Source organism: Microbulbifer yueqingensis, assembly GCF_900100355.1.
Taxonomy (GTDB): domain Bacteria; phylum Pseudomonadota; class Gammaproteobacteria; order Pseudomonadales; family Cellvibrionaceae; genus Microbulbifer; species Microbulbifer yueqingensis.
This window is the reverse complement of record NZ_FNFH01000002.1, coordinates 465,509-485,094: the sequence shown is the minus strand read 5'-3', so window position 1 is coordinate 485,094 and position 19,586 is coordinate 465,509. Positions and strand designations below refer to the sequence as shown.

Here is a 19,586-nt window from a genome sequence, read left to right as displayed (position 1 = left end):
GGCGAGAGTATGTTAGGTCCCATTGGGCCCTGGCTGGCGATGCTCGGGTTTGGTGCCTTCCACGGACTGAACCCGGGCATGGGCTGGCTGTTCGCCCTGTCCCTGGGGCTGCAGCAACAGCGTGAGCGGGTAATCTGGTTGTCGTTGCTCCCGATCGCTGCCGGGCATGCGCTCGCCATCTCCCTGGCCGTGGTGCTGGTGCTGCTGGGCCTGCGGGTGGCTTCGCTGCCCACCCTGCAGTGGATCACCGCCGGCGTCCTGTTGCTGTTCGGTCTGTACAAACTATTCAACTACTATCGCCACCCGCGCTGGGTCGGCATGAAGGTGGGCTTCCGGGACCTGTTCCTGTGGTCCTTCCTGATGGCGACTGCGCACGGGGCCGGGCTTATGGTGGTGCCGGCGTTGCTCGGTGTTGCCGCCGGCATGGAGAGTGGGCATGCGGGCCACGCCGGCCATGGTGCGCCGGGAGGAGGGGGAATGCTGGTTGCCGTGATACTACATACCCTTGCCATGCTGCTGGTCATGGGAACCACGGCCTGGTTTGTCTACCGGAAGTTCGGCCTGGCGATACTGCGCCAGCAGTGGGTGAACTTCGACCTGATCTGGGCCTTTGCATTGCTGGCTGCGGCCGGGATTGCGGCCCTGATGGCTCTCTGAGCCCCCGCCCGGCGAAACTCAGTCCCGCAGTGGGGTATCCCGGAATGCCGGCCGTCGCTCGAGCTCGTCCGACAGGGCTGCCAATTGACCGTGCGGGCCGCGCCAGTCGATGTCGCTGTGGCGGAAATCCAGGTAGCTGAGTGCGGCACCGAGGCTGATATGCGCCAGTGAGAGGTGATCCGGCAACAGCTCCAGGCGGAGCTCGAGGTAAGTGAGGGTCCGCGAGACGGCGGCGTTGTACCGACCCCACCAGAAGTCAGAGCGCAGCCCCTGTTCCGCACGAGCCAACTCCACCCGTCGCAAGACCAGCGTATCTATAAGGCCATTGCTCACGCTGTAAAAAGTCTGCAGCGGCCAGTTTTGCTCCAGCGCCCGACCGGCGTGGCCGTCGCCCAGTTCCTGGTCAATAAAGCGGCAGATCACCTCGCTGTCCATCACCGCCTCGCCGTCGGCGCGCACCAGGCAGGGTACCTTGCCGAGCGGGTTGCTGGTGGCAGGTTCCGGGGAGTCGCTGAAAGGGTGCGCCTCGATTTCCTGCACCTGGCCCGTCAGCCCGCTCTCGCGGAGCAGGATGCGCACGGTGCGGGCATAAGGGGATGAATGGGTAAAAAAAAGCTTCACAACGACTTCTCCCTTTACTGGCGCCGGAAGGCGAGGCGCCACACTGTCTTGTGGCAGTGTGCAGAAGAGGCCGTCGGGTGTCTACGAGGCAGGGCGGATGGCCTGGCACCCGCCCCTTGCTGCGTATCTCAGTGCTGTTGGGGGTGGCTGTTGGAAATGCGTCGGTAGAGGCGATCCTTCATGTGAGCGCGCTGAATCTTCAATGAGGTGAAGTGCTGGTCATCCGTGGCGACTCCGCGCCCTTCAAGGCCCCGTATCTGCTTATCCAGTCGGTGGTAGTCGTCGCTCTGGGTCTTGAATTCGAGATCCTGTTCGTTTAGCCGGCGGATTGTGTCCGTGTACTCGGGGAAATCCGCTTCCAGGGTATGGGGGTCTATGGCCATTGGCGACTCCTGGCTAATTTTTGATCTGCCACGTCAATATTGTAGTTATCTTCGGCGACATCCACCTGAAATTCGTAAACACAAACAATAATGGTTTGCAGGGATGTTAGCGGCCCCGAAAGATGCACGCCGTAATAGACAGTGCTTTAAGCGGGAGCGCTTTGTCAGTGGCGGGAGCGCATTGGGGATACGCCGCCCCACGGGGCGATTTTCGGTGTGGACGAGGGCGCGGTGGCTGGTCAGGCCAGGCGCCGCGCCCGCCGGGAAGCCAGTGCGCTGCTCAACCCGGTTCGTGCGCCGGGCTGAAATCGATGATCTGCTGGTACAGTTGGTCTTTCATCTGTACCCGCAGTCTTTTCAGGGAGTTGTAGTTCTGGTCATCGGTGGTCACCCCGGCGGCCTCCAGGCCCCGGATCTTCTTGTCCAGCTGGTGATACCGCTCGCTCTCAAGCTTGAATTCAAGGTTCTCTTCGTAGAGCTGCTTGATGATATCCACGTGTTCCGGAAAGTCGCGCTCGAGGGTGTGGGCTTCGATATAGGGCATAGGGGGCTCCTTCGTTGATTTGCTGCTGCGGCCAGCCGGACCTGCTCTTCATGGCTCGGGAGCAGTGTAAGCTGGCCGGTGGGTGACGAGGTTGGTTGCAGCGCCAACTATAAGTGGAACGGCGCCAGTTTCCTGTTGTCCTCCTGCCCGGGCTTATGGGCGGCGGTATCCCCGCCCCTGCGGCCGGCTACATTAATTGCGTTGTCTACAAGCTGTGACTAGCATGTCGTCGGAAATATCCCCTCTTAGCGCCAGGAATTCACTATGAAACTGAATGCCGATTTTACCCGGCGCGCCGTCGTGCTGCCGGATGAATACGACTGGAAGCCATCGCCTGTCGAGGGTGTCGAACGGATGATGCTGGACCGTATCGGCGGGGAAGTGGCGCGCGCGACTTCGTTGGTGCGCTATGCCCCCGATAGTGAATTTCCCTCCCATGAACACGGCGGTGGCGAGGAAATACTTGTGCTCGAGGGTGAATTTGCCGATGAGCATGGCTCGTATCCCGCCGGCACCTATATTCGCAATCCCATTGGCTCGCACCATCGTCCCCGGGTAGGAGCGCAGGGCTGCGTCATTTTTGTCAAGCTGCACCAGCATAGCGAAAACGAGACCAGCCGTACCGTAATTGATGCCGGGACGGCCAACTGGCAATCCGGCACGGAAGCGAAGGTCTTACCCCTGCATGCGCTGGACAGGGAGCGGGTAACTCTCATGCGCCTGGAACCCGGGAGGGAATTTCGGGATCCCGACCCGAGCGGCGGCGAGGAGATTCTCGTGCTTGAGGGAGTGCTGCGTGACGACCTGGGAAGTTACCCGGCAGGCAGCTGGATCCGCAACCCGCCGGGCGAAGTGCACGCATTATCCACTACCGGGGGGCCGGCCCTGATTTACCGCAAGACGGGACATCTCAGCGGAATGGGCGCCCGCAATCATCTGTGACCGACAAGTGGCGCAGTGGCGGCAGCGAGTCAGCCGGTGCGCCTCTCCAGCAGCTCACCGATATACATTTTCAGGTAAGCGATGGTGGCACGCTTGGATTCGCTGACCAGTTCCCCGGTAATCCGCCCGTAGCGGGAATAGGACATGGCCCAGAATGCATCGCTGATGCCCACTGCCAGCAAGAACCGCGAGTGCCAGTCATTGGAATCCGGCAGCAGGAAGCTGCGGCTACAGGCCTCAAACATGACTTCAGCCAGTCGCTGGTTATTGCCCATGATCAGGTCGCGGATCGCCCAGGTGGCGTTGGGCCCGAACCGGAGTTTTTGCATCGAGCTGTTTGACTGGTAATAGGAAAGGGCGCGCTCGCTGACCAGGCATACCAGTTCCTGCCAGCTAGTGTATTCCGTGGCTGCCGGGCGAAAGGCATCCTGGCGGAAGTTGGTATCAAAATAGCGCTCGGCCAGCGCTGTCAGCGCGGCATCCTTGCTGGGGAAGAAATGGTAAATCGAAGCAGTTGGGACACCTGCCGCTTCGCTCAGGTCGGCAAGCGTGATTTCGCTGGCTTCCCGTTCCGAAAGCAGCGATTCCAGGGTGTCCAGTAGCTTCTCGTATTTCTCTCGGCCGTTTCTTCGCTGGGGCTTGCGGGGCAGGGCCAGTTCGCGCTTACCCAGCGTCACTTGATCAGTATCGCTCAATTCTCTACTCCAGTATTTCACAGTCATCGTCCTCGCGCGGTTGGACCGGGACCGCTTCCACAGCCCCCGTCGCTATAGGACAGGGGGGAAGGCAGCAGCCGTTCGACGGGCCGGCAGCAAAGTCGGCTGTGGCTAGCTGGCCTCGGTCAAACGCCAGGGCGTATGGGGCGCCGGGACGGATCTTCCGCTAAGAAATCTCGACCGGGAGAGAAGAGGCTTCTGGTTGTAATCGGTAATATTCGCGTCCATTGCTTTAAATAACTTTCAGGTTGTTATCCAAATGATTACTCAGTCGGGCAGGGACTTCCGGATATGCGCTATCAGCATTTGGGCTGGCGATCCTCCCTGACCTTAATTTTTGCTTTTATGTGCCAATTTATTTTATTGGCTCTTTTTTATTATCAAATCATCCAAGAGCGCAGGATGGTATAAATTTTTATTGGGGTTGGAAAGATTCTTATCACGTTTTTTCCGTGCGCGCCGTCAAGTCAATTCAGTGAATTTGATGCAGGTCTCAAAACATAATGTCCCGGTAATCATCGGCGACCTTTTTAAATTGAACTTTTGTTCAGGTTGCTCGGAAGTTACCGGTTTTCCCTGGTCCCGATGTGAGCAGCCCGGCAGGGGGATCCGGTGTCTGTTTCCGGTTGCCGGAGGAGCTGCGCACGCCGGGGAAAGGAAACTTGCCCTCCAGGCGTGTCGCGAGCAGGTGGCGCCACAATGGGACTGGGCAGTCCGTACCGACCTGCAGGCCTCCAGGGATATGCAGGTTTACGCTCAGTGGTATTTCAGGTGTGAAGCCTTGCCATGGAATACCCGGTAGGCCAGTACGGTGTAGGCCAGGATCAGGGGAACGACGATCGCAGTGCCGACCAGGATAAAGCTTAATGACTCTGTTGCGCTGGCGGCCTCCCAGATATCCAGCTTGCCCGGGACAATTTCCGGAAAGAAACTGAAGGCGAGACCGGTAAAGCACAGCAGGAAAATCGTTACGCTCAGGAAGAAAGGTACACGGCAGTAGCGATCATTTTCCTTGGGAAGCCGTGCGAGCAATCGATCGTTGAAAACGAAAATGGCAAAAGTGGCAGCCGGAATCAGCAGGACGAACATCACCAGCGGGTAAGTAAACCAGCGATCGAAAACACCGGGATTCACCAGCGGGTTGACGATCGAGACCGCCACCACGCCGATGAATGTCGCGCGACCGGCATTCTTGGTCCAGCTGACTGCACGGCGCTGCAGTTCCTCCTCGGTTTTCATTACCAGCCAGGCCCCGCCCACATAGGAGTAGGCCGCGGTGACGCCGAGCGCGCTCAGGCAGGAGAATGCGACTGCATTCCACTCGGTATTGAAGCCCATGATGTACTGGCCGAGCATGTAGCCCTGGGTGAGCGTGGTCAGCAGGGAGCCGGCCTTGAAGGTGCGGTCCCAGGTGAGCTTGAGGTCCACCGCCGCCTTGGCGCGAAAATCAAAAGCCACGCCGCGCATGATCAGGCCGATCAGCATGATCGCCGCAGGTATATACAGATGCATCAGGATCATGCTGTGCGCGGAAGGGAAGGCGATCAGCAGAATGCCGATGGCGAGTACCAGCCAGGTTTCGTTGGCATCCCAGAAGGGGCCTATTGAGGCGATCATGATGTCGCGCTGGGGTTCGTGCTCGGAGTCCATTGGCAGCAGGATGCCGACCCCGAGATCGTAGCCATCCAGGATGGCGTAGATGAGTACCGCCATTCCCATCAGCCCGATGAAGATTACCGGTAACCACTCTGCATAGGTAAGGCCGCCGGCCAGGAACTCGGTATTCATGCGCTGCCCTCCTCAGCCTTGCCGGGAAGGTTGGTGATGGCGGCCTCGGAGGAGGGGGTCTCGGTCTCGAACTCCTCCATCTTGACGGCCTTGAGCGCCATTACCCTGAGCGTGTGTATATAGGCGTACATCAGGATTACGTACACCGCCAGATAGAGCGAAAGGGATAGCTGGACGTTCCCGGGCGCCAGCGGGGTGACAGCATCTGCAGTCCTGAGGACCCCGGTTACCAGCCAGGGCTGCCGGCCGATCTCGGTGACGTACCACCCGGCCAGTGTTGCCACCCAGCCGGAGAAAGTCATCCCGACCATTACCCTGAGCATCCAGCGCGGCAACTCCCCCCTTCTTCGCAGCAGGTAGCAACCAGTCCAGGCGGTGACCAGCATCAGCATGCCCATACCGACCATTATCCGGAAGCCGAAGAAAACCGGTTTGACCGGCGGGTGGTTACCCTCAAACTCATTGAGTCCGCGCACTTCCCCATCCAGCTCATGGGTCAGGATCAGGCTGGCCAGCCGTGGTATGCCGATCGCAAAATGGTTGGTGCGCTGCTCCTCGTCGGGAATGGCGAACAGCAACAGGGGCGCTCCGCGCTCGGTCTCCCAGACGCCTTCCATGGCCGCAATTTTCTGCGGCTGGTTCTCCAGGCTGTTGAGCCCGTGCAGGTCCCCGACGTAGGCCTGGATCGGGGCCAGGATGGCCGCCATTACCAACCCGGTCTTCAGGGCCAGGCGGGGGGCCAGTTTTTCATCGCCTTTCAGGATTCGATAGGCGGACAGGCCAGCCACAAAGAACGAGGCGGTAAGGCCCGAGGCGATCAGCATATGGGTAAAGCGATAGGGGAAAGACGAGTTGAATATGACATCCAGCCAGCTGGTGACGTGGGCGACACCCTCGCGCATCTCAAATCCATCAGGTGTGTGCATCCAGGAATTGAGCGCCAGGATCCAGAAGGTGGACAACATGGTGCCGATGGCCACCACCAGGATGGAGAGAGTGTGCAGCCAGCTGGGAACCCGGTTGATACCGAACAGCATGATGCCGAGAAAGGTGGCCTCGAGGAAAAAGGCCGTGAGCACCTCGTACCCCAGCAGGGGGCCGGCGATATTGCCCACGGTCTCCATGAATCCCGGCCAGTTGGTGCCGAACTGGAACGACATGGTAATGCCGCTGACAACCCCGAGGGCAAAGTTCAGGGCGAACACCTTGACCCAGAAACGGTAGGCGCGCATCCACACCGGATTGTCGGTCTGGTCGTACCTGAGCTTGAAAACGAACAGCAGCCAGCACAATGCGATGGTGATTGTGGGAAAGAGGATGTGAAAGCTCATGTTGGCTGCGAACTGCACCCGCGACAGGGCCAGAGTATCTAGCATTGTTACCTCGGCTGGTGTTGGGCGTTCCGACGCTAAAGGATAGATGCTCCGGCGCGCCCTGGTAGGATTGTATGTACGCGTGGGGATACTTCACTCGCCGCTGCCGGAAGCCCCTCCCCTGACCTTGTCTTTCAGGTCAAGCAGCCGGCCGAGGCCGGAGCCCAGCTTCATCAGACGCTGCAGGTCGGCTTCGCTCAGCCGGCTAAGGGTGGTGGCAAACTGGTCGAGTAATTCCAGCAGGCTGTATACCTCGCGCATGCGCTCCTGGGCGAGGGTTTCCGCGCCGTCCTGTGGCTCGTTCAGCAGCAGTTGCCGCAACAGTGACAGGGTGGGATCCAGCTCGCGCTTGCGGCGCTCCTCGAATACGGTGCGCGCCATGTCCCAGATGGATCCGGCGGCGGTAAAGTAATCCTTGCGATCGCCGGGCCGGTGGTGCAGCTCCACCAGTCGCCAGGCCTGCAGTTCCTTGAGCCCCATGCTGACATTGCCCCGGCTGATTTTCAGCGCCTCGGCCAGCTGGTCGGCATTGAGCGGTTCCGAGTGGATGGTCAGCAACGCCAGCATCTGGCCGACGGTGCGATTGAAGCCCCAGCGGCTGCCCATTTCGCCAAAGTGCAGCACGAAAGCCTGGGAGTCGTCAGTAAGCTTCATGATTTTTTGAACTTTCAGAAATTTCTGAAAATTATAGGCGGAACTTGATATATGTCAATGCGATTGGGTTGGGATTATTGATCGGGGAGGATTCAGAGGCTGTCGAGGACCCTTGCCTGCCAGTTCCCCGGCACCAGGAATCCGCGGCTCGCTTCCCCGCTGTCGTCGCGACCGGCAACGCAAACCGGCCGCTGCATGCCAGGTTTTCCTTCTCCGTTCGCAAGCGTCCGGGCGAGGGCGTCACAATCGTAACTGACACCGGGCCGATAGCCGTAATCCGCCAGCCAGGTGCGCTTGGGCAGCCGGCACCAGGCCAGGGCACGGGCTTCGAACTGGCGGATGAACTGCTCGGCAGTTGCCCACCAGTAGTGGCAGCTGGCCGGATTCACCGGGGTAGGGGACTGGTGGAGAGGAGCATTCTGCTGCTCCAGCGGGCGGAACAGCCGACCGGGCATCAGGGTCCACTGGCGGTCGATATGGATGCCCTCCCGCGCCAGGATCGAGCGCGATTCAGGGTAACCTGCCACCGGCAGCTGGTGTTCGGCCATGCGGGCGAGCTTCGTATCCAGCCGGTCCCGCAATCCCGGCCCCACCCAGTAGCTTCCCCTCACCTGGAGATAGAATTTGACGGCAATTTCCCAGTGCTCGAATACCCCGTCTGGCAGGTAGCGCACGACAAAATCCAGCTCCCCGAGTGTTCGGCCTGCACAGCGCAGGGGCAGGTTACGCGCCACAAGCTGGTAGTCGGGATGATGCCGGAAAATAAAGGACCAGAGGTCCTCGAAATAGACCCCCAGCCGGGGACTGGTACTCGCCGCCAGCGTGGCCTCCAGTTCGGGTTGCAGCCGGCGGCGCGTTGCCCCTGAGCGGAAAAAGTCCCCCAGCGCTGCGAGTCTCCCCGCCGGTAGCCACGGCAGCCGCGCATCAGTGGCGATATGGGGCGTGGAGCATGCCCATTCGAGGTTGGCCCAGTGGTTGGCTGCTGCGTCCCTCTGCTGCATCGGCTCTCCCCGGTGATGCTGAATTTCCGTGGCAGCACTTGGGCAGCCGCGGATGCGTTCAGGTCGCGCGCTCGAAAAGCGCGATGGATTCCACGTGCGTCGTCTGCGGGAACATGTCCATGACTCCTGCGCGAGCCAGCCGGTATCCCAGCTTTTCCAGTTCGGCAGTGTCGCGCGCCAGGGTGGCGGGATTGCAGGAGACATAGACCACTTTCTCCGCGCCAAAGCGCGCCAGCTCCCGTATCACCTCGATGGCGCCGGTGCGCGGGGGGTCGATCAGTATCTTGTCAAAACCCGCTTTCGCCCACGGCCTGGAGGTGATATCTGCGGTCAGGTCGGCGGCGTGGAACTGCACGTTGTCCACGCCGTTGCGGACGGCGTTTTCCCTTGCCCGCGCCAGGAGCTCGGGGGCACCCTCCACACCGACTACCTGAGCGGCACGGCGTGCCAGCGGCAGGGTAAAATTCCCCAGCCCGCAGAACAGGTCCAGTACCCGCTCTCCCGGCCGGATATCCAGTAGCTCGACGGCCCGGCTCACCATCTGCCGATTGATGGCGAAGTTCACCTGGATGAAGTCGAGTGGGTGGAAGCCCAGCTCCAGGCTGAACTCCGGGAGCTGGTAGTGCAACCGCTCACGCTGTCCGTCCGGCCATACCCGGTGGGCGCTGTCCGCCCCGCCCGGCTGCAGGTACAGGTGGAAACTGTTGGCCTGCGCGAATGCCAGCCACAGTGCGAGGTCTTTTTCTGACAGCGGCTGCAGGTGGCGCAGGACCAGTCCGGTCGCATCCTCACCGATCGCAACCTCAAGGTGGGCAAAGCCCGCGCGCCCCTCGCATTCGCGTATCAGGTTTGCCAGTGCCGGGATCTTTGCGGCGAAGCTCTCCGGCATAATCGGGCACTCGCTGATAGGCGTGAGATTATTGGAACGCTTCTCGCGGAAACCCAGTACCACCCCGCGGCTGCGGGACGCGCGGATGCCGAGGCGTGCCTTGCGGCGATATCCATAGGGTGCAGCAGCCAGGGGCGGGAGGATTTCCGGGACCTCGATACCGGCGAAGCGCCGCAACTGGTCGCACAGGATGTCCTGCTTGGCTGCGATCTGTGCGGCCGGCTCCATGTATTGCAGGGCGCAGCCGCCACAGGTATCGAAATGGCGGCAGCGCGGCAGGCAGCGATCGGGTGAGGCATGCAGGATTTCCCGGGCCACACCCTCGGCAAACTTTGACCGGCTGGCGGTATAGGCAATCCGCACAGTCTCGCCCGGCAGCGCATTGTCGACGAAGACGGTTTTGCCCTTCACCTGCCCGATACCGCGTACCTCGTGGCTAAGGCGTTCAATCTCGACGGTGGGCGTGCCGGCGGGCAGGCGCTGGCGCCGTTTTTTCATGCTGGGTACCGCGCTTATGTGCAATTGGACGAATTCGGGCGCAATGATAGGGAGGCGTGGCCCCGCTGTCACTGCCGGTTGCCCCCGGGCACGCGTGCCAGCAGCAGCCCACCGGCAGCAAACAGCAGGACCAGGGCCAGCATGGAATAGCGCACATCCCCGAACCAGGCCCCGAAAAGACCGAACAGCGGCGGTCCTATCAGCGCAGCGAATTTCCCCATCAGGTTGTAGAACCCGAAGAACTGCCCGCTCATCGCCGGCGGGATCAGTTGTGCGTAGAGGGAGCGGCTGAGCGCCTGGACGCCGCCCTGCACCAGGCCGATAAGCACCGCAATGGCAAAGAACTCCCACGGCGAGCGGATGAATGCGCCCCAGATACAGACGACGGTATATACGGCCAGGCCGATATAGATGCCACGCCTGGCGCCAATTCGCGCACCCAGGTAGCCGAAGGCTACCGCTGCGGGAAAGCCGACAAACTGGACCAGCAGCAGGGCGAGGATCAGGTCCGAGCGCTCGAAGCCGAGGGCCCGGCCATAGGCCACCGCCATCCGGATCACGGTGCCCACTGCGTCGATATACAGCCAGTAGGCGAGCAGGAAGATAGCCACCGGTCGGTAGCGGGGCAGCATGCGCAGGGTGCTGCGCAGCTGTCCGGTGGCCTGCCGCCAGAGCGACTGGCCGGGTGTGCCCGGCCGGGGCCGGGGTTCGCCGACCCAGGCCAGCAGCGGCAGGGAAAACAGTCCCCACCAGATTGCGGTGACGACAAAAGCGGCCAGGGCCGCCGCGGTGGAATCTGCCAGCGCGAACCACTGCGGTTGCAGCGCGGCTATCACGCAGCCCAGGTAGAGCAGGCCGCCGCCCAGGTAACCGAGGCCAAACCCGAGCCCGGATACCGCGTGCCAGCGGGCTGCGGGTGCGACACTGACCAGCAGCGCGTCGTAGAGCAGGTTGGCGGCCATGAAGCCCACAGTGGCGAGGACGAACAGCAACGATGCCATCGCCCAGTCGCCGCCGGGCACGCCTGCGAGCAAAGCGGTGGCCAGCATGCCGGGTACGGCGAACAGGAACAGCAGGCGCTTGTGCGCGCCGGCACGGTCGGCCAGCGCGCCCAGCAGCGGTGCGCCCGCGGCCACCAGCAGCGAAGCGGCGGCGTTGGTCCAGCCCAGCCGCAGGTTGGCGGTCTCTACCGAGGTGCCGGCACTCCAGAAGTCCTGGTACAGGAGGGGAAAGAAACCGGCGAGGACGACAGTGGCGAAGGCAGAGTTGGCCCAGTCATACAGTGCCCAACTCCACACGGTGCGTCGCTCGTGTGTGCCGGTATCCATCCGCGCGCGGGCCATATGCCCCGGCTCACCACTTCAGGCGCAGCCCGACCATCACTGCGGCACCGACACTGTCACCGAAGTGCTCGAGACTGGTGGAGAGGTTGAGCTCGCCATAGATCGAGCAATAATCACCGCACTCGTCATAAGTCGCGCCCATGGACAGGGTGCCGAACCAGTCGTCCGGCTCCTGCTCGAGCACAGTTTCGGAAACGGTGACGCTGGTTTCATCACCGATGTTATAAACAATGCTGGGGGTGATGTAGAGGCTGTAGCGCTCGAGCTCGCGCGTGCCGAACATGTCCTCGCCCGACTTGCGCCGGGTCACCCGCTCTTCAAAGGCTGCGCCCAGGCGCACCCGCAGCCCGCCGTTATCCGCGCCTGCAACTTTCACATCGTAGACATCACGGAAGTCCTCGGCGTCCTCGTTGCTGTAATTCAGCTGCAACTGGGGAGTGACCGAATAGGAGTCGCACAGCTTGATGCTGCGCCCCGCCTCAAACGAGACGCCGTAGCCGAATGCTTCGCGGCCTTCCGGCAGGGTTCGCAGGCCACGGGCGCGAAAATCGGAATCGAACCAGTTCAGGTAGACCTGGGCATCGCTGTAGGTGCCGTCTGTGCCGTACCAGGTCAGGGTGCCGGTCGCACCGAAATATTCGGTCTCGATCTCGCCGCGGCCAAAAAACGACTGAACATCGGTATCTGCCTCGCCATAGTGAAGCGCAACACCGGCGATCGGTGAACGGCCGTAGATGGTGTAACCGAGCGGGGCATCGATGCCGAGCTGGACGCGCCAGCGATCCTGTTCCCATTGGGAAGCAGTGGTTGAAAAACCCGGGACTTCATCGGTATGGCGGGCCTCGGCGCGGATCCAGGGTCCACCGCCGTCGATGGTCCGCTCCTGGGATTGGACATAGTCACAGATGGCTAGATCCTTGTAGCTGGAACCCATCCAGAAACGGTTGCCCAGACGCTGGCGCAGGCTGTCGGTGTGGTTCAGTGAACGCAGTACCTGTGCGTAGGACTCGTATATCGTGGCCCCGGGCTGCCAGCGGGGCCGGGCATCGGGGGGACTGCCCGGTGGTACCGGGAGCGAGGAACGGAGATACCAGTTGCCGTCGTCGGGATCGGTGAGTGCGTTGTGGTGGAGGGTGTAGCCATAGGCGCCGGCGATGACGGCCTGGTAGCCGTCACGACTAATATAATCCCCGTCGAGCACCAGCGCGTCTTCCGGCGAGTTGCCGCCGACCTCGACTATCCTGATACCGTCGCCGGTGGTCAGGGCCCCAAGGCCGCCCAGGTTCCTCACTCTCAACGTGGTGTGCCCCGACGTCGCGCCGGAGATTCGCACCAGGTCGGTCTGGGAGGTGTCGGTATTGAGTTTTGCCTCAAGCCACAAGCGCCCGTTACGGCCAATGTAATTGCCGTATTCGCCGCTGCTGTTGCGCACTACCGAAAGCACATCGAAGCGGTCGTTCTGCAGGTTGACGGTGCCGGCATTGGCGATATTGCCGGTCAGGGTGAATTCGGCTGGGTCGAACTCGACCAGGCCGCCCCAGAAAATATCCAGGCCCAGGTGATTGCCGTCCGCGTCGAACCCGCCACCGACCTCAAGTGCTCCGGTAAAAATCATCTTGGAGCTGCCCCATACGCCAATGCGCTCCCAGTTGCGCAACAGACCGCCATCCACGGTGTAGTCGAGGATAAAGATCAGGGTATCGATATCGCCATCATCCGCACTGAAGTCGTCGCCACCGTCGAGAATGGCATCTCCCTCATAGGCGAAAGAGTCGATGCGCAGGAAGTCGGAGCCAGTGCCGCCGCGAACCTCTGCCGCCAGGCCCTCATCCCAGTGAATGATGTCATCCCCCGGGCCCCCGTCGATATACTCATAAACGAAACCGCCGTCGAGGAGAATCTCGTCGTTTCCCTCCCCGCCGCGGACGCGGAACGCCAGCCCGTCCAGGATTTCAATCGTGTCGTTGCCGGCGCCGGCGTCAATGCCTGCATCGCCGAAAAAGCTTCCGACATCCGAATCGCGACTATTGAGTATGATGGTGTCTGCACCATTGCCGGTGGCGAGATTGCCCTCGACGATCGCGCCCAGGATATTTACCTGGTCGTCACCCTCACCCGCATCGACATTGTTGATGGTCCCGCCAAGCAGATCCAATGTGTCATTGCCGCCAAGGGACTCCACGTCTGCCCCCTCTGCGTCGTTGTCCGCGTCACAGGTAATGACGTCATTACCGGGCGTGCCGATATTGCCGGGACTGCAGGCGGCCCAGCCGGTGCTGCCGGCACTGAGCAGCCCCAGGGCCACCAACGAAGTGCCTATCAGCCTGTGGCTGCGAGTTATGGCGGTCTCTTGGATGCTTTCTTCGCTCACCGGAATTCCATCGTTATCAGTGCTTATGCTGCCTGTCCGTCTCCGGTCCAGTGTCCTGGACCGACTCTGCTGTCACTGTGCGGGCCGCATTCCTGTATCTCCCGAACGGCTCAAAATTTATAGCCAATACCGAAATTGATTACCCAGGGGTCGTAATCGAACTTGGAGCGAAGGCGGTCGGTGCCAAATCGGGTCGGGAAGCGGACGGTGGCGTCAGTATCCGACTTGAAATAAAGCAGGGCAAAATTCAGCAGCAGGGGAGTGGAGCGAATTGGCGTGACATCCGCACCGATCTGGGCGGCCGGCCCCCAGGAATGCCCGAGCCGCAGGACACCCGGGCCCGTCGCCAGATCTGCATCCACCAGATAGGACGAGAACTCGCCATCCAGATGGTCATCGTGGTAGTCGGTGTAATTGACGCCCAGGCCGAGATAGGGCCGCCACAGGCAGGTGGCTTCCAGCGGGTACCAGTTGATAAAGACGTTCGAGGAAGTCGCCTCAAACTTTCCCAGGTCGATGGAGTTGCGACCTGGATAGACATAAAAAGCGCTCAGGTCGACATCGTACTCTGCGCCGTCGATATACATGAGCTCGACGCCCCAGTGCTCCATCGGGCGCCAGACGGCGGAGATGTTCCAGGTGGTCTCGCTGTCGAACTCCCAGCGGGTGCGATAGAGATCAAATGACTGGAGCAGGACAAATTTCAGCTGGCTGGAGCGGTCATCCGGGCGGATATGTGAGCCCCCGACACGCACCAGGAACTCGCCCCAGTCAATCCGGTGCCACTCATCCCTTACCTCGCCGATCGTCTCTTCCATCGCCTCCCCCATCGGGCCCGCCATCGCCGGGAGGGACACAGTGAGTGCCATGGCAGAAAGAAAATGCGTCGGCTTCATTACATGCTCCGTGCGGGGAGTGGGATATTTACCGCTGACCGGCCGCAGGCAATGGCGACCGCTCTGGTGAAATAACTGGCGCACTTGTCATTAGCTTCGCCCTGGTGGAAACGGGCCGCGCCACTGACCTTTTACATTAGCACGCATACTTCCGGTTGGAGCTCCGGCGAGGAACCCTGCGCAGGATTTGCGTTGGAATGGAGCGCGGTCATGAGTATTCACCGGGCAAAAAAAAGCCCCGCTGGGCGGGGCTTTGGAGGTAGCGTCTGCGGCTTACCAGATGGTGACCCGTTCCTCTTCGGGAAGGTACATCTCGTCTCCCTCGTTCACGTCAAACGCGGTGTAGAAGGCCGGGAGGTTGGGCAGGATACCCTGCACGCGGTACTTCTTCGGCGAGTGCGGGTCCGTCTTCAGGCGTGTGCGCAGGGCCTCGTCACGGGTCTTGCCGCGCCAGACCTGTGCCCAGCCCATGAAGAGGCGCTGGTCGCCGGTAAAGCCGTCGATGACCGGGGCTTCCTCGCCGTCGAGGGACATCCGATAGGCCTTGTGGGCGATACCCAGGCCAGACAGGTCACCGATGTTCTCACCGAGGGTGAGCTCACCATTGATGTGTTCACCGTCGAGCGGCTCGAACTCATTGAACTGGTTCACCAGCTGGCCGGTCAGTTTCTCGAAGTTGGCCCGGTCACTGTCGGTCCACCAGTTGTTGAGGTAGCCCTTGCCGTCGTACTTGCTGCCCTTGTCATCAAAACCGTGGCCAATCTCGTGGCCGATGACGGCGCCGATACCGCCGTAGTTCACGGCATCTTCCGCCTCCATATTGAAGAACGGCGGTTGCAGGATGGCCGCGGGGAACACGATCTCGTTCATCGGCGGGTTGTAATAGGCGTTTACCCGCTGCGGATGCATATGCCATTCGCCGCGGTCGATCGGCTGTCCCAGCTTGCTGCGCTGGAAAGCTGTCTCAAACCGGCGTGACGCCAGCACATTGCCTACCAGGTCCTCGGTGCTCACTGTCAGGGCAGTGTAGTCGCGCCATTCATCCGGGTAGCCAATCTTGGTGGAGAAGTTGGCCAGTTTGTCGAGGGCCTGCTGCTTGGTTTCCTCGCTCATCCAGGTCAGTGACTCGATGGAGTCGCGATAAGCTGCCTTCAGGTTGTCCACCAGCTCAAGCATGCGCGCCTTGGCTTCCGGCGGGAAGTGCTTCTCTACATAGCGCTTGCCCACCAGCTCGCCGAGGCCGCCGTTGACTACCTGGACGCCGCGCTTCCAGCGGGGTTCCATTTCGGTCACGCCGCGGATGGCGGTGCCGTAGAAATCGAAGCGGGCCTGGGCCAGCTCCTCGTGCATGTAGGGCGCCATGGAGGTCAGCAGCTTGACCTTCAGGTAGCGCTTCCAGGTGTCGAGATCGGTGTCGGCGACAATCCGGTTGGCCTGCTCGAAGTAGTCCGGCTGGCCTACGACCACACTCTCCAGCCCCTGCAGTTTCGCTTCGGGGAGATAGATGTCCCAGTCGATCGCGGGCATCAGCTCGGCCAGCTCGGCCAGGGTCTTCTTGTTGTAGGTCTTGTCGGGGTCGCGGTTGTCGACACGGGTCCACTGGTGTTCGGCCAGGTTCTTCTCGAGTTCGTAAATGGCTTTAGCCTTGGCCCCGGCATTTTCAAGCCCTGCCAGCTGCTGTACTTCGACCAGGTACTCCTGGTAGGCCTGCTGCAGCTTCTTGCCCTTGTCACTGTCGTCGAAATAGTAGTCGCGATCGGGCATGCCGAGGCCCGACTGCCAGAAGTAGGCCGTGTAGGATTCAACATCCTTGACGTCCTGGTTGATGAAAACCCCGAATGGGGCGTCATAGCCCATGGTGTCGGCATAGGCGAAATAGCGGGTCAGCTGCTCGCGGTCCTCGATAGCATCGATTTTGGCCATTTCATCCGCAATGGCCTCCATGCCAAGCTCCTCGATCAGCTCCTCATTCATGAAACTGTTGAAGAGCGCACCGATCTTCTTGGCGTCAGGGCTGTCGGCATGCTTGCTAGCCTCTTCGATCAGGCTCTTGACGCGCTGGGTGCTCAGCTCGGCCAGCTGGTCAAATGTGCCCCAGCGGGACTTGTCCGCAGGAATCTCGGTCTCTTCCAGCCAGCGCCCGTTTACATAGGCAAAGAAGTCATCTTGCGGGCGGACGTCGGTGTTCATGGCATCCAGGTCGATGCCTGACCCCAGTGCCGCCTGCTGGCGGGAGACCTGTTCGGCAGTTACTTGTTGGGTAGATGCGGCCTCTGCCTGGGTGGTCGAGCTGTTCTCCGGCTTGGAGCAGCCAGCGACGGCGCCGGCAACGGCGAGGGAAAGAATCAGTTTTTTCATGTTTTGGCCTTTCTCGGGCTACGGGATACCGGCCCGATAGTAAACTTTGGTGCCAGATGCGGGCAACCTGGCTGCGGCCAGTGGTGTTCGGTGGGCGTTGGGTGACGGGCGCAAATGAAAAAGCCCCGCACGAGGCGGGGCTTGGTTCTGCGGGGCCGTGGTCTTAATCCGGCAGGCGGAAGGTAATCGGTACGGAAAACTCGTACTTGCTTTTGGCCAGGGCTGGCGGAACCTTGGGGTAGGGGGAGGCCGCCTTGATGGCGGAGACCGCCGCCTTGTTCAGGTCGCTGAAGCGAGATTCCCGCACAGTCTGGACATCCCGAACCTCGCCAGCGGGATCAATGGTCACACGGACCTGGACGCTGCCCTCCTGGTTGCGCTGGAGAGCCCGTGACGGGTAGCTGATATGTTCGTAAGTGTGCCGCAGCAGCATGGAGTGATAAATCTGGCGAGCCAGCAGCATGTCGGCGGTCAGCGGTTGGTCATCCTCCTCCGGCTCGGCTTCTTCCTTCGCTGCCGGGCGTGGCTTGCTCGCGGCGGCCTGGGACTTGGGTTTGCTGCGGGCCGGCGCCGGCTTGGAGGTGGCCGGAGCCTGCGGCGTGCTGCCGGCCGCTGCCAGGGTGGGCGGCGGGATAGCGGCTGCCACCTTCGGCTTGGAGGGCTTGGGCTTCTGGGCCACGGCCTCGGAGTCCTGCTCTGCTTTGGACTCCTCTTCCTCCTCCTGCTGGGCTTCCGTCAGCTGCAGTATGCGCGCGTCGGAGGGTTCCAGCAGTTCGTAGCGCCCGAGCAGGCCTGAATCCACATTCCCGGCGGCCAGGAGCCCTTCGCGAAACTCCGTGGAGGGCGGCACGGGACCTACCCAGGAGCGCAGCAGGGTGGTAAAGAATTTACGATCCTGGACCCGGCCCAGCTGGATGCCGTTGAGGGAAACAGTGCTGGCACCGCTGGCACCATCGAAGTCCACGCGCAGCTGGTCACCCCTCTTGAGCCGACCTTTCAGCAGGTTGGCGAAGGTCACCATGTTGTCTGCCTGGGCGGAGAGGGTGCTGCCCGAGTTGTTGATGGCAATGGCTTCCATCCACTGGTTGCGCAAACGGCGTGCGGACAGGCTGTCGGCTATTACCCGGATTTCCAGTCGGCGCGTCGTGTTCTCGTCGAGCAGTGTACTGGCGCTGTCAGCAAGTGTGTCGGAATAGACAGCGGCGATATATCGGTCCTTGTTAAACTGTTGCTCCAGTGCGAGCCCGTTCAGTAACGGTGCAGCGTTGGCTGAGACTGCCGCGGCAAACACCATTATTGCGGTGATGAATTTTAGTGATTTCATTTTATTTTGGTGTCTGTCTTTCCGGATGGGATAAATCCGTGGAGTGGGTTACTTACGCTCTTCTCCCCCGAAGGGCGTTGCCCGGTAAACCAGTGTCCTATCCCTGGCGACCCTGGAGCGCCTGAGTAGTACGATCTTTTCATTTTGTTCGGGCTGTGACTAACTCTACTTCAACTGCAATGGAGTTCAAGTCTAAAACGGGTAGAATGTCTCGTTTTTTTCAAGTCGAGCTTGCTGCGGGAAGACACCCCGCGTAAGCACAGTACAATCAGGAAAATCTCATTACAGGCCCGATGGAAAAGTGGCGAGCCAGGGCCGGCTGTCTCTTTTTTGCTCGATATGCCGACGTTTTGTGCCGTCTCTCCCGATCTGGACACCTTTTGCGAAGTACCCCATGGAAATAAAGCCGCTCAGTGACTATCCCCGTGAAGCCGTAGACCGCCTGTTAAATGTCATTCATCTTTTTCGTGACATTCGCGCGGCCAGTGCCTGGCAGTACGACGTGGTGCTGAAGCGTTCCCGCCTGGTAAGCCTTGCCCCGGGAGAGCGACTGTTGGCGGCAGGCGACGTGGACCAGTGGGTTTATTTCCTGTTGCGCGGCGAGCTGAATGTCCACATCGACAGCGGTGATGGTGCGGCCGGGCAGGACGCGCGCCCGCTCGCTGTCATCCGCCCCGGGGAAGTGTTCGGGGACCTGTCGATGCTGCTGGCGGAGCCGCGGAGCGCCAATGTTTCCGCCGCACCCACCAGTCGCGATACGGAAGTGCTGGGGGTCGACTGCACGCTGTTCGGCGACCTCGCCGATTTCTCGCTGCTGCACGTCTCGACCAAGCTCATATTCTACCGGAATATGGTGCACTCCCTGCGTTGGAAGCTCGAGGTCTACCGCTCCAAGTATCCCGACCATGAACTGGCAAACAGCCACCGCAGGCTCAAACTGTACACTGGCCCCAAGAACAGCCGCGAGGAACTGATGGCCCTCGCCGAGCAGGCGCGTGCACTGGCACAGATCCTGCTGGACTGGAATGCCGAATTCGGCAGTGGCGAGCTGGTGGATGAGGGTGCCGACATGTCGGATTTCCTGGAATCCATGCTCTCCTGATCTGATTGCCCCCCGTGGCGGTATCTATCGGGGTGCCGCCCACATTTCCCCGTTTCCTGCCGTATTACGGCGCCGGCTTCCGCTGGCACCATCCCGGCACCACAACTGGCGTGGGCGCGGCCCCTT

17 protein-coding genes are annotated in these 19,586 nt (G+C 61.1%); 3 read left to right on the top strand and 14 right to left on the bottom strand.

What is annotated here, in order from left to right:
* Positions 1-9 precede the first annotated feature (9 nt).
* Positions 10-657 carry a hypothetical protein gene (locus BLT26_RS05925; RefSeq protein ID WP_091511050.1) on the top strand — a complete coding sequence of 216 codons (648 nt, stop codon included), beginning with the start codon at positions 10-12 and terminating at the stop codon, positions 655-657.
* Between the two features lie 18 nt (positions 658-675).
* Here BLT26_RS05925 and BLT26_RS05920 read toward each other — a convergent pair whose 3' ends face one another.
* The 3 genes from BLT26_RS05920 to BLT26_RS05910 form a co-directional block, all read right to left on the bottom strand.
* The gene (locus BLT26_RS05920; RefSeq protein ID WP_175453038.1) at positions 676-1,278 is read right to left on the bottom strand and encodes a glutathione S-transferase family protein; all 603 of its coding nucleotides are present in this window, start codon (positions 1,276-1,278) and stop codon (positions 676-678) included.
* A gap of 128 nt (positions 1,279-1,406) precedes the next feature.
* Positions 1,407-1,661 carry an HP1242/YdcH family protein gene (locus BLT26_RS05915; protein WP_091510118.1) on the bottom strand — a complete coding sequence of 85 codons (255 nt, stop codon included), beginning with the start codon at positions 1,659-1,661 and terminating at the stop codon, positions 1,407-1,409.
* 280 nt (positions 1,662-1,941) lie between these two features.
* Positions 1,942-2,205 (bottom strand): HP1242/YdcH family protein, encoded by a 264-nt coding sequence (locus tag BLT26_RS05910; RefSeq protein WP_091510115.1) that lies wholly within the window; start codon positions 2,203-2,205, stop codon positions 1,942-1,944.
* Between the two features lie 264 nt (positions 2,206-2,469).
* On the opposite strand from BLT26_RS05910, the gene BLT26_RS05905 reads away from it, so the two are divergent.
* Complete coding sequence (locus BLT26_RS05905) at positions 2,470-3,147, top strand: cupin domain-containing protein (RefSeq protein ID WP_091510111.1); 678 nt, start codon at positions 2,470-2,472, stop codon at positions 3,145-3,147.
* A 29-nt stretch (positions 3,148-3,176) separates the two neighbouring features.
* Here BLT26_RS05905 and BLT26_RS05900 read toward each other — a convergent pair whose 3' ends face one another.
* The 11 genes from BLT26_RS05900 to BLT26_RS05850 form a co-directional block, all read right to left on the bottom strand.
* Entirely contained in the window at positions 3,177-3,842 is a 666-nt protein-coding gene (locus BLT26_RS05900) for a TetR/AcrR family transcriptional regulator (protein WP_175453037.1), read from the bottom strand.
* 777 nt (positions 3,843-4,619) lie between these two features.
* Complete coding sequence (locus BLT26_RS05895; protein WP_091510103.1) at positions 4,620-5,651, bottom strand: cytochrome d ubiquinol oxidase subunit II; 1,032 nt, start codon at positions 5,649-5,651, stop codon at positions 4,620-4,622.
* Positions 5,648-7,027: a cytochrome ubiquinol oxidase subunit I gene (locus BLT26_RS05890; RefSeq protein WP_091510099.1), complete on the bottom strand. Its 1,380-nt coding sequence runs from the start codon at positions 7,025-7,027 to the stop codon at positions 5,648-5,650. Before BLT26_RS05890 ends, BLT26_RS05895 begins: the two co-directional genes overlap by 4 nt.
* A gap of 90 nt (positions 7,028-7,117) precedes the next feature.
* The gene (locus BLT26_RS05885) at positions 7,118-7,678 is read right to left on the bottom strand and encodes a GbsR/MarR family transcriptional regulator (protein WP_091510096.1); all 561 of its coding nucleotides are present in this window, start codon (positions 7,676-7,678) and stop codon (positions 7,118-7,120) included.
* Between the two features lie 92 nt (positions 7,679-7,770).
* The gene (locus BLT26_RS05880; protein ID WP_091510093.1) at positions 7,771-8,679 is read right to left on the bottom strand and encodes a DUF1853 family protein; all 909 of its coding nucleotides are present in this window, start codon (positions 8,677-8,679) and stop codon (positions 7,771-7,773) included.
* Between the two features lie 58 nt (positions 8,680-8,737).
* A complete protein-coding gene (gene rlmD / locus BLT26_RS05875; protein WP_091510089.1) occupies positions 8,738-10,066 on the bottom strand; it encodes a 23S rRNA (uracil(1939)-C(5))-methyltransferase RlmD in 1,329 nt (442 codons plus the stop codon).
* A 68-nt stretch (positions 10,067-10,134) separates the two neighbouring features.
* Positions 10,135-11,409 carry an MFS transporter gene (locus BLT26_RS05870; RefSeq protein WP_217631375.1) on the bottom strand — a complete coding sequence of 425 codons (1,275 nt, stop codon included), beginning with the start codon at positions 11,407-11,409 and terminating at the stop codon, positions 10,135-10,137.
* 10 nt (positions 11,410-11,419) lie between these two features.
* Positions 11,420-13,780: an autotransporter family protein gene (locus tag BLT26_RS05865; protein WP_091510085.1), complete on the bottom strand. Its 2,361-nt coding sequence runs from the start codon at positions 13,778-13,780 to the stop codon at positions 11,420-11,422.
* A 110-nt stretch (positions 13,781-13,890) separates the two neighbouring features.
* Positions 13,891-14,676 carry an OmpW/AlkL family protein gene (locus BLT26_RS05860; protein ID WP_091510081.1) on the bottom strand — a complete coding sequence of 262 codons (786 nt, stop codon included), beginning with the start codon at positions 14,674-14,676 and terminating at the stop codon, positions 13,891-13,893.
* A 273-nt stretch (positions 14,677-14,949) separates the two neighbouring features.
* Positions 14,950-17,034, bottom strand: coding sequence for a M13 family metallopeptidase (locus BLT26_RS05855; RefSeq protein ID WP_091510078.1), 2,085 nt, complete (start codon positions 17,032-17,034; stop codon positions 14,950-14,952).
* A 163-nt stretch (positions 17,035-17,197) separates the two neighbouring features.
* On the bottom strand, positions 17,198-18,358 hold the full coding sequence (locus BLT26_RS05850; RefSeq protein WP_091510075.1) for a TonB family protein: 1,161 nt from the start codon (positions 18,356-18,358) through the stop codon (positions 17,198-17,200).
* Between the two features lie 394 nt (positions 18,359-18,752).
* Between BLT26_RS05850 and BLT26_RS05845 the strand changes: the two genes are divergently transcribed.
* The gene (locus BLT26_RS05845) at positions 18,753-19,460 is read left to right on the top strand and encodes a cyclic nucleotide-binding domain-containing protein (protein ID WP_091510071.1); all 708 of its coding nucleotides are present in this window, start codon (positions 18,753-18,755) and stop codon (positions 19,458-19,460) included.
* Positions 19,461-19,586: the final 126 nt, after the last annotated feature.

Excerpts from the sequence above, each read along its gene's own strand:
- BLT26_RS05895 (WP_091510103.1), bottom strand. The coding sequence starts at position 5,651 with ATGAATACCGAGTTCCTGGCCGGCGGCCTTACCTATGCAGAGTGGTTA.
- BLT26_RS05845 (WP_091510071.1), top strand. The coding sequence starts at position 18,753 with ATGGAAATAAAGCCGCTCAGTGACTATCCCCGTGAAGCCGTAGACCGC.
- BLT26_RS05915 (WP_091510118.1), bottom strand. The coding sequence starts at position 1,661 with ATGGCCATAGACCCCCATACCCTGGAAGCGGATTTCCCCGAGTACACG.
- BLT26_RS05925 (WP_091511050.1), top strand. The coding sequence starts at position 10 with ATGTTAGGTCCCATTGGGCCCTGGCTGGCGATGCTCGGGTTTGGTGCC.
- BLT26_RS05850 (WP_091510075.1), bottom strand. The coding sequence starts at position 18,358 with ATGAAATCACTAAAATTCATCACCGCAATAATGGTGTTTGCCGCGGCA.
- BLT26_RS05905 (WP_091510111.1), top strand. The coding sequence starts at position 2,470 with ATGAAACTGAATGCCGATTTTACCCGGCGCGCCGTCGTGCTGCCGGAT.
- BLT26_RS05890 (WP_091510099.1), bottom strand. The coding sequence starts at position 7,027 with ATGCTAGATACTCTGGCCCTGTCGCGGGTGCAGTTCGCAGCCAACATG.
- BLT26_RS05855 (WP_091510078.1), bottom strand. The coding sequence starts at position 17,034 with ATGAAAAAACTGATTCTTTCCCTCGCCGTTGCCGGCGCCGTCGCTGGC.
- rlmD (WP_091510089.1), bottom strand. The coding sequence starts at position 10,066 with ATGAAAAAACGGCGCCAGCGCCTGCCCGCCGGCACGCCCACCGTCGAG.
- BLT26_RS05885 (WP_091510096.1), bottom strand. The coding sequence starts at position 7,678 with ATGAAGCTTACTGACGACTCCCAGGCTTTCGTGCTGCACTTTGGCGAA.
- BLT26_RS05910 (WP_091510115.1), bottom strand. The coding sequence starts at position 2,205 with ATGCCCTATATCGAAGCCCACACCCTCGAGCGCGACTTTCCGGAACAC.
- BLT26_RS05880 (WP_091510093.1), bottom strand. The coding sequence starts at position 8,679 with ATGCAGCAGAGGGACGCAGCAGCCAACCACTGGGCCAACCTCGAATGG.
- BLT26_RS05870 (WP_217631375.1), bottom strand. The coding sequence starts at position 11,409 with ATGGCCCGCGCGCGGATGGATACCGGCACACACGAGCGACGCACCGTG.
- BLT26_RS05860 (WP_091510081.1), bottom strand. The coding sequence starts at position 14,676 with ATGAAGCCGACGCATTTTCTTTCTGCCATGGCACTCACTGTGTCCCTC.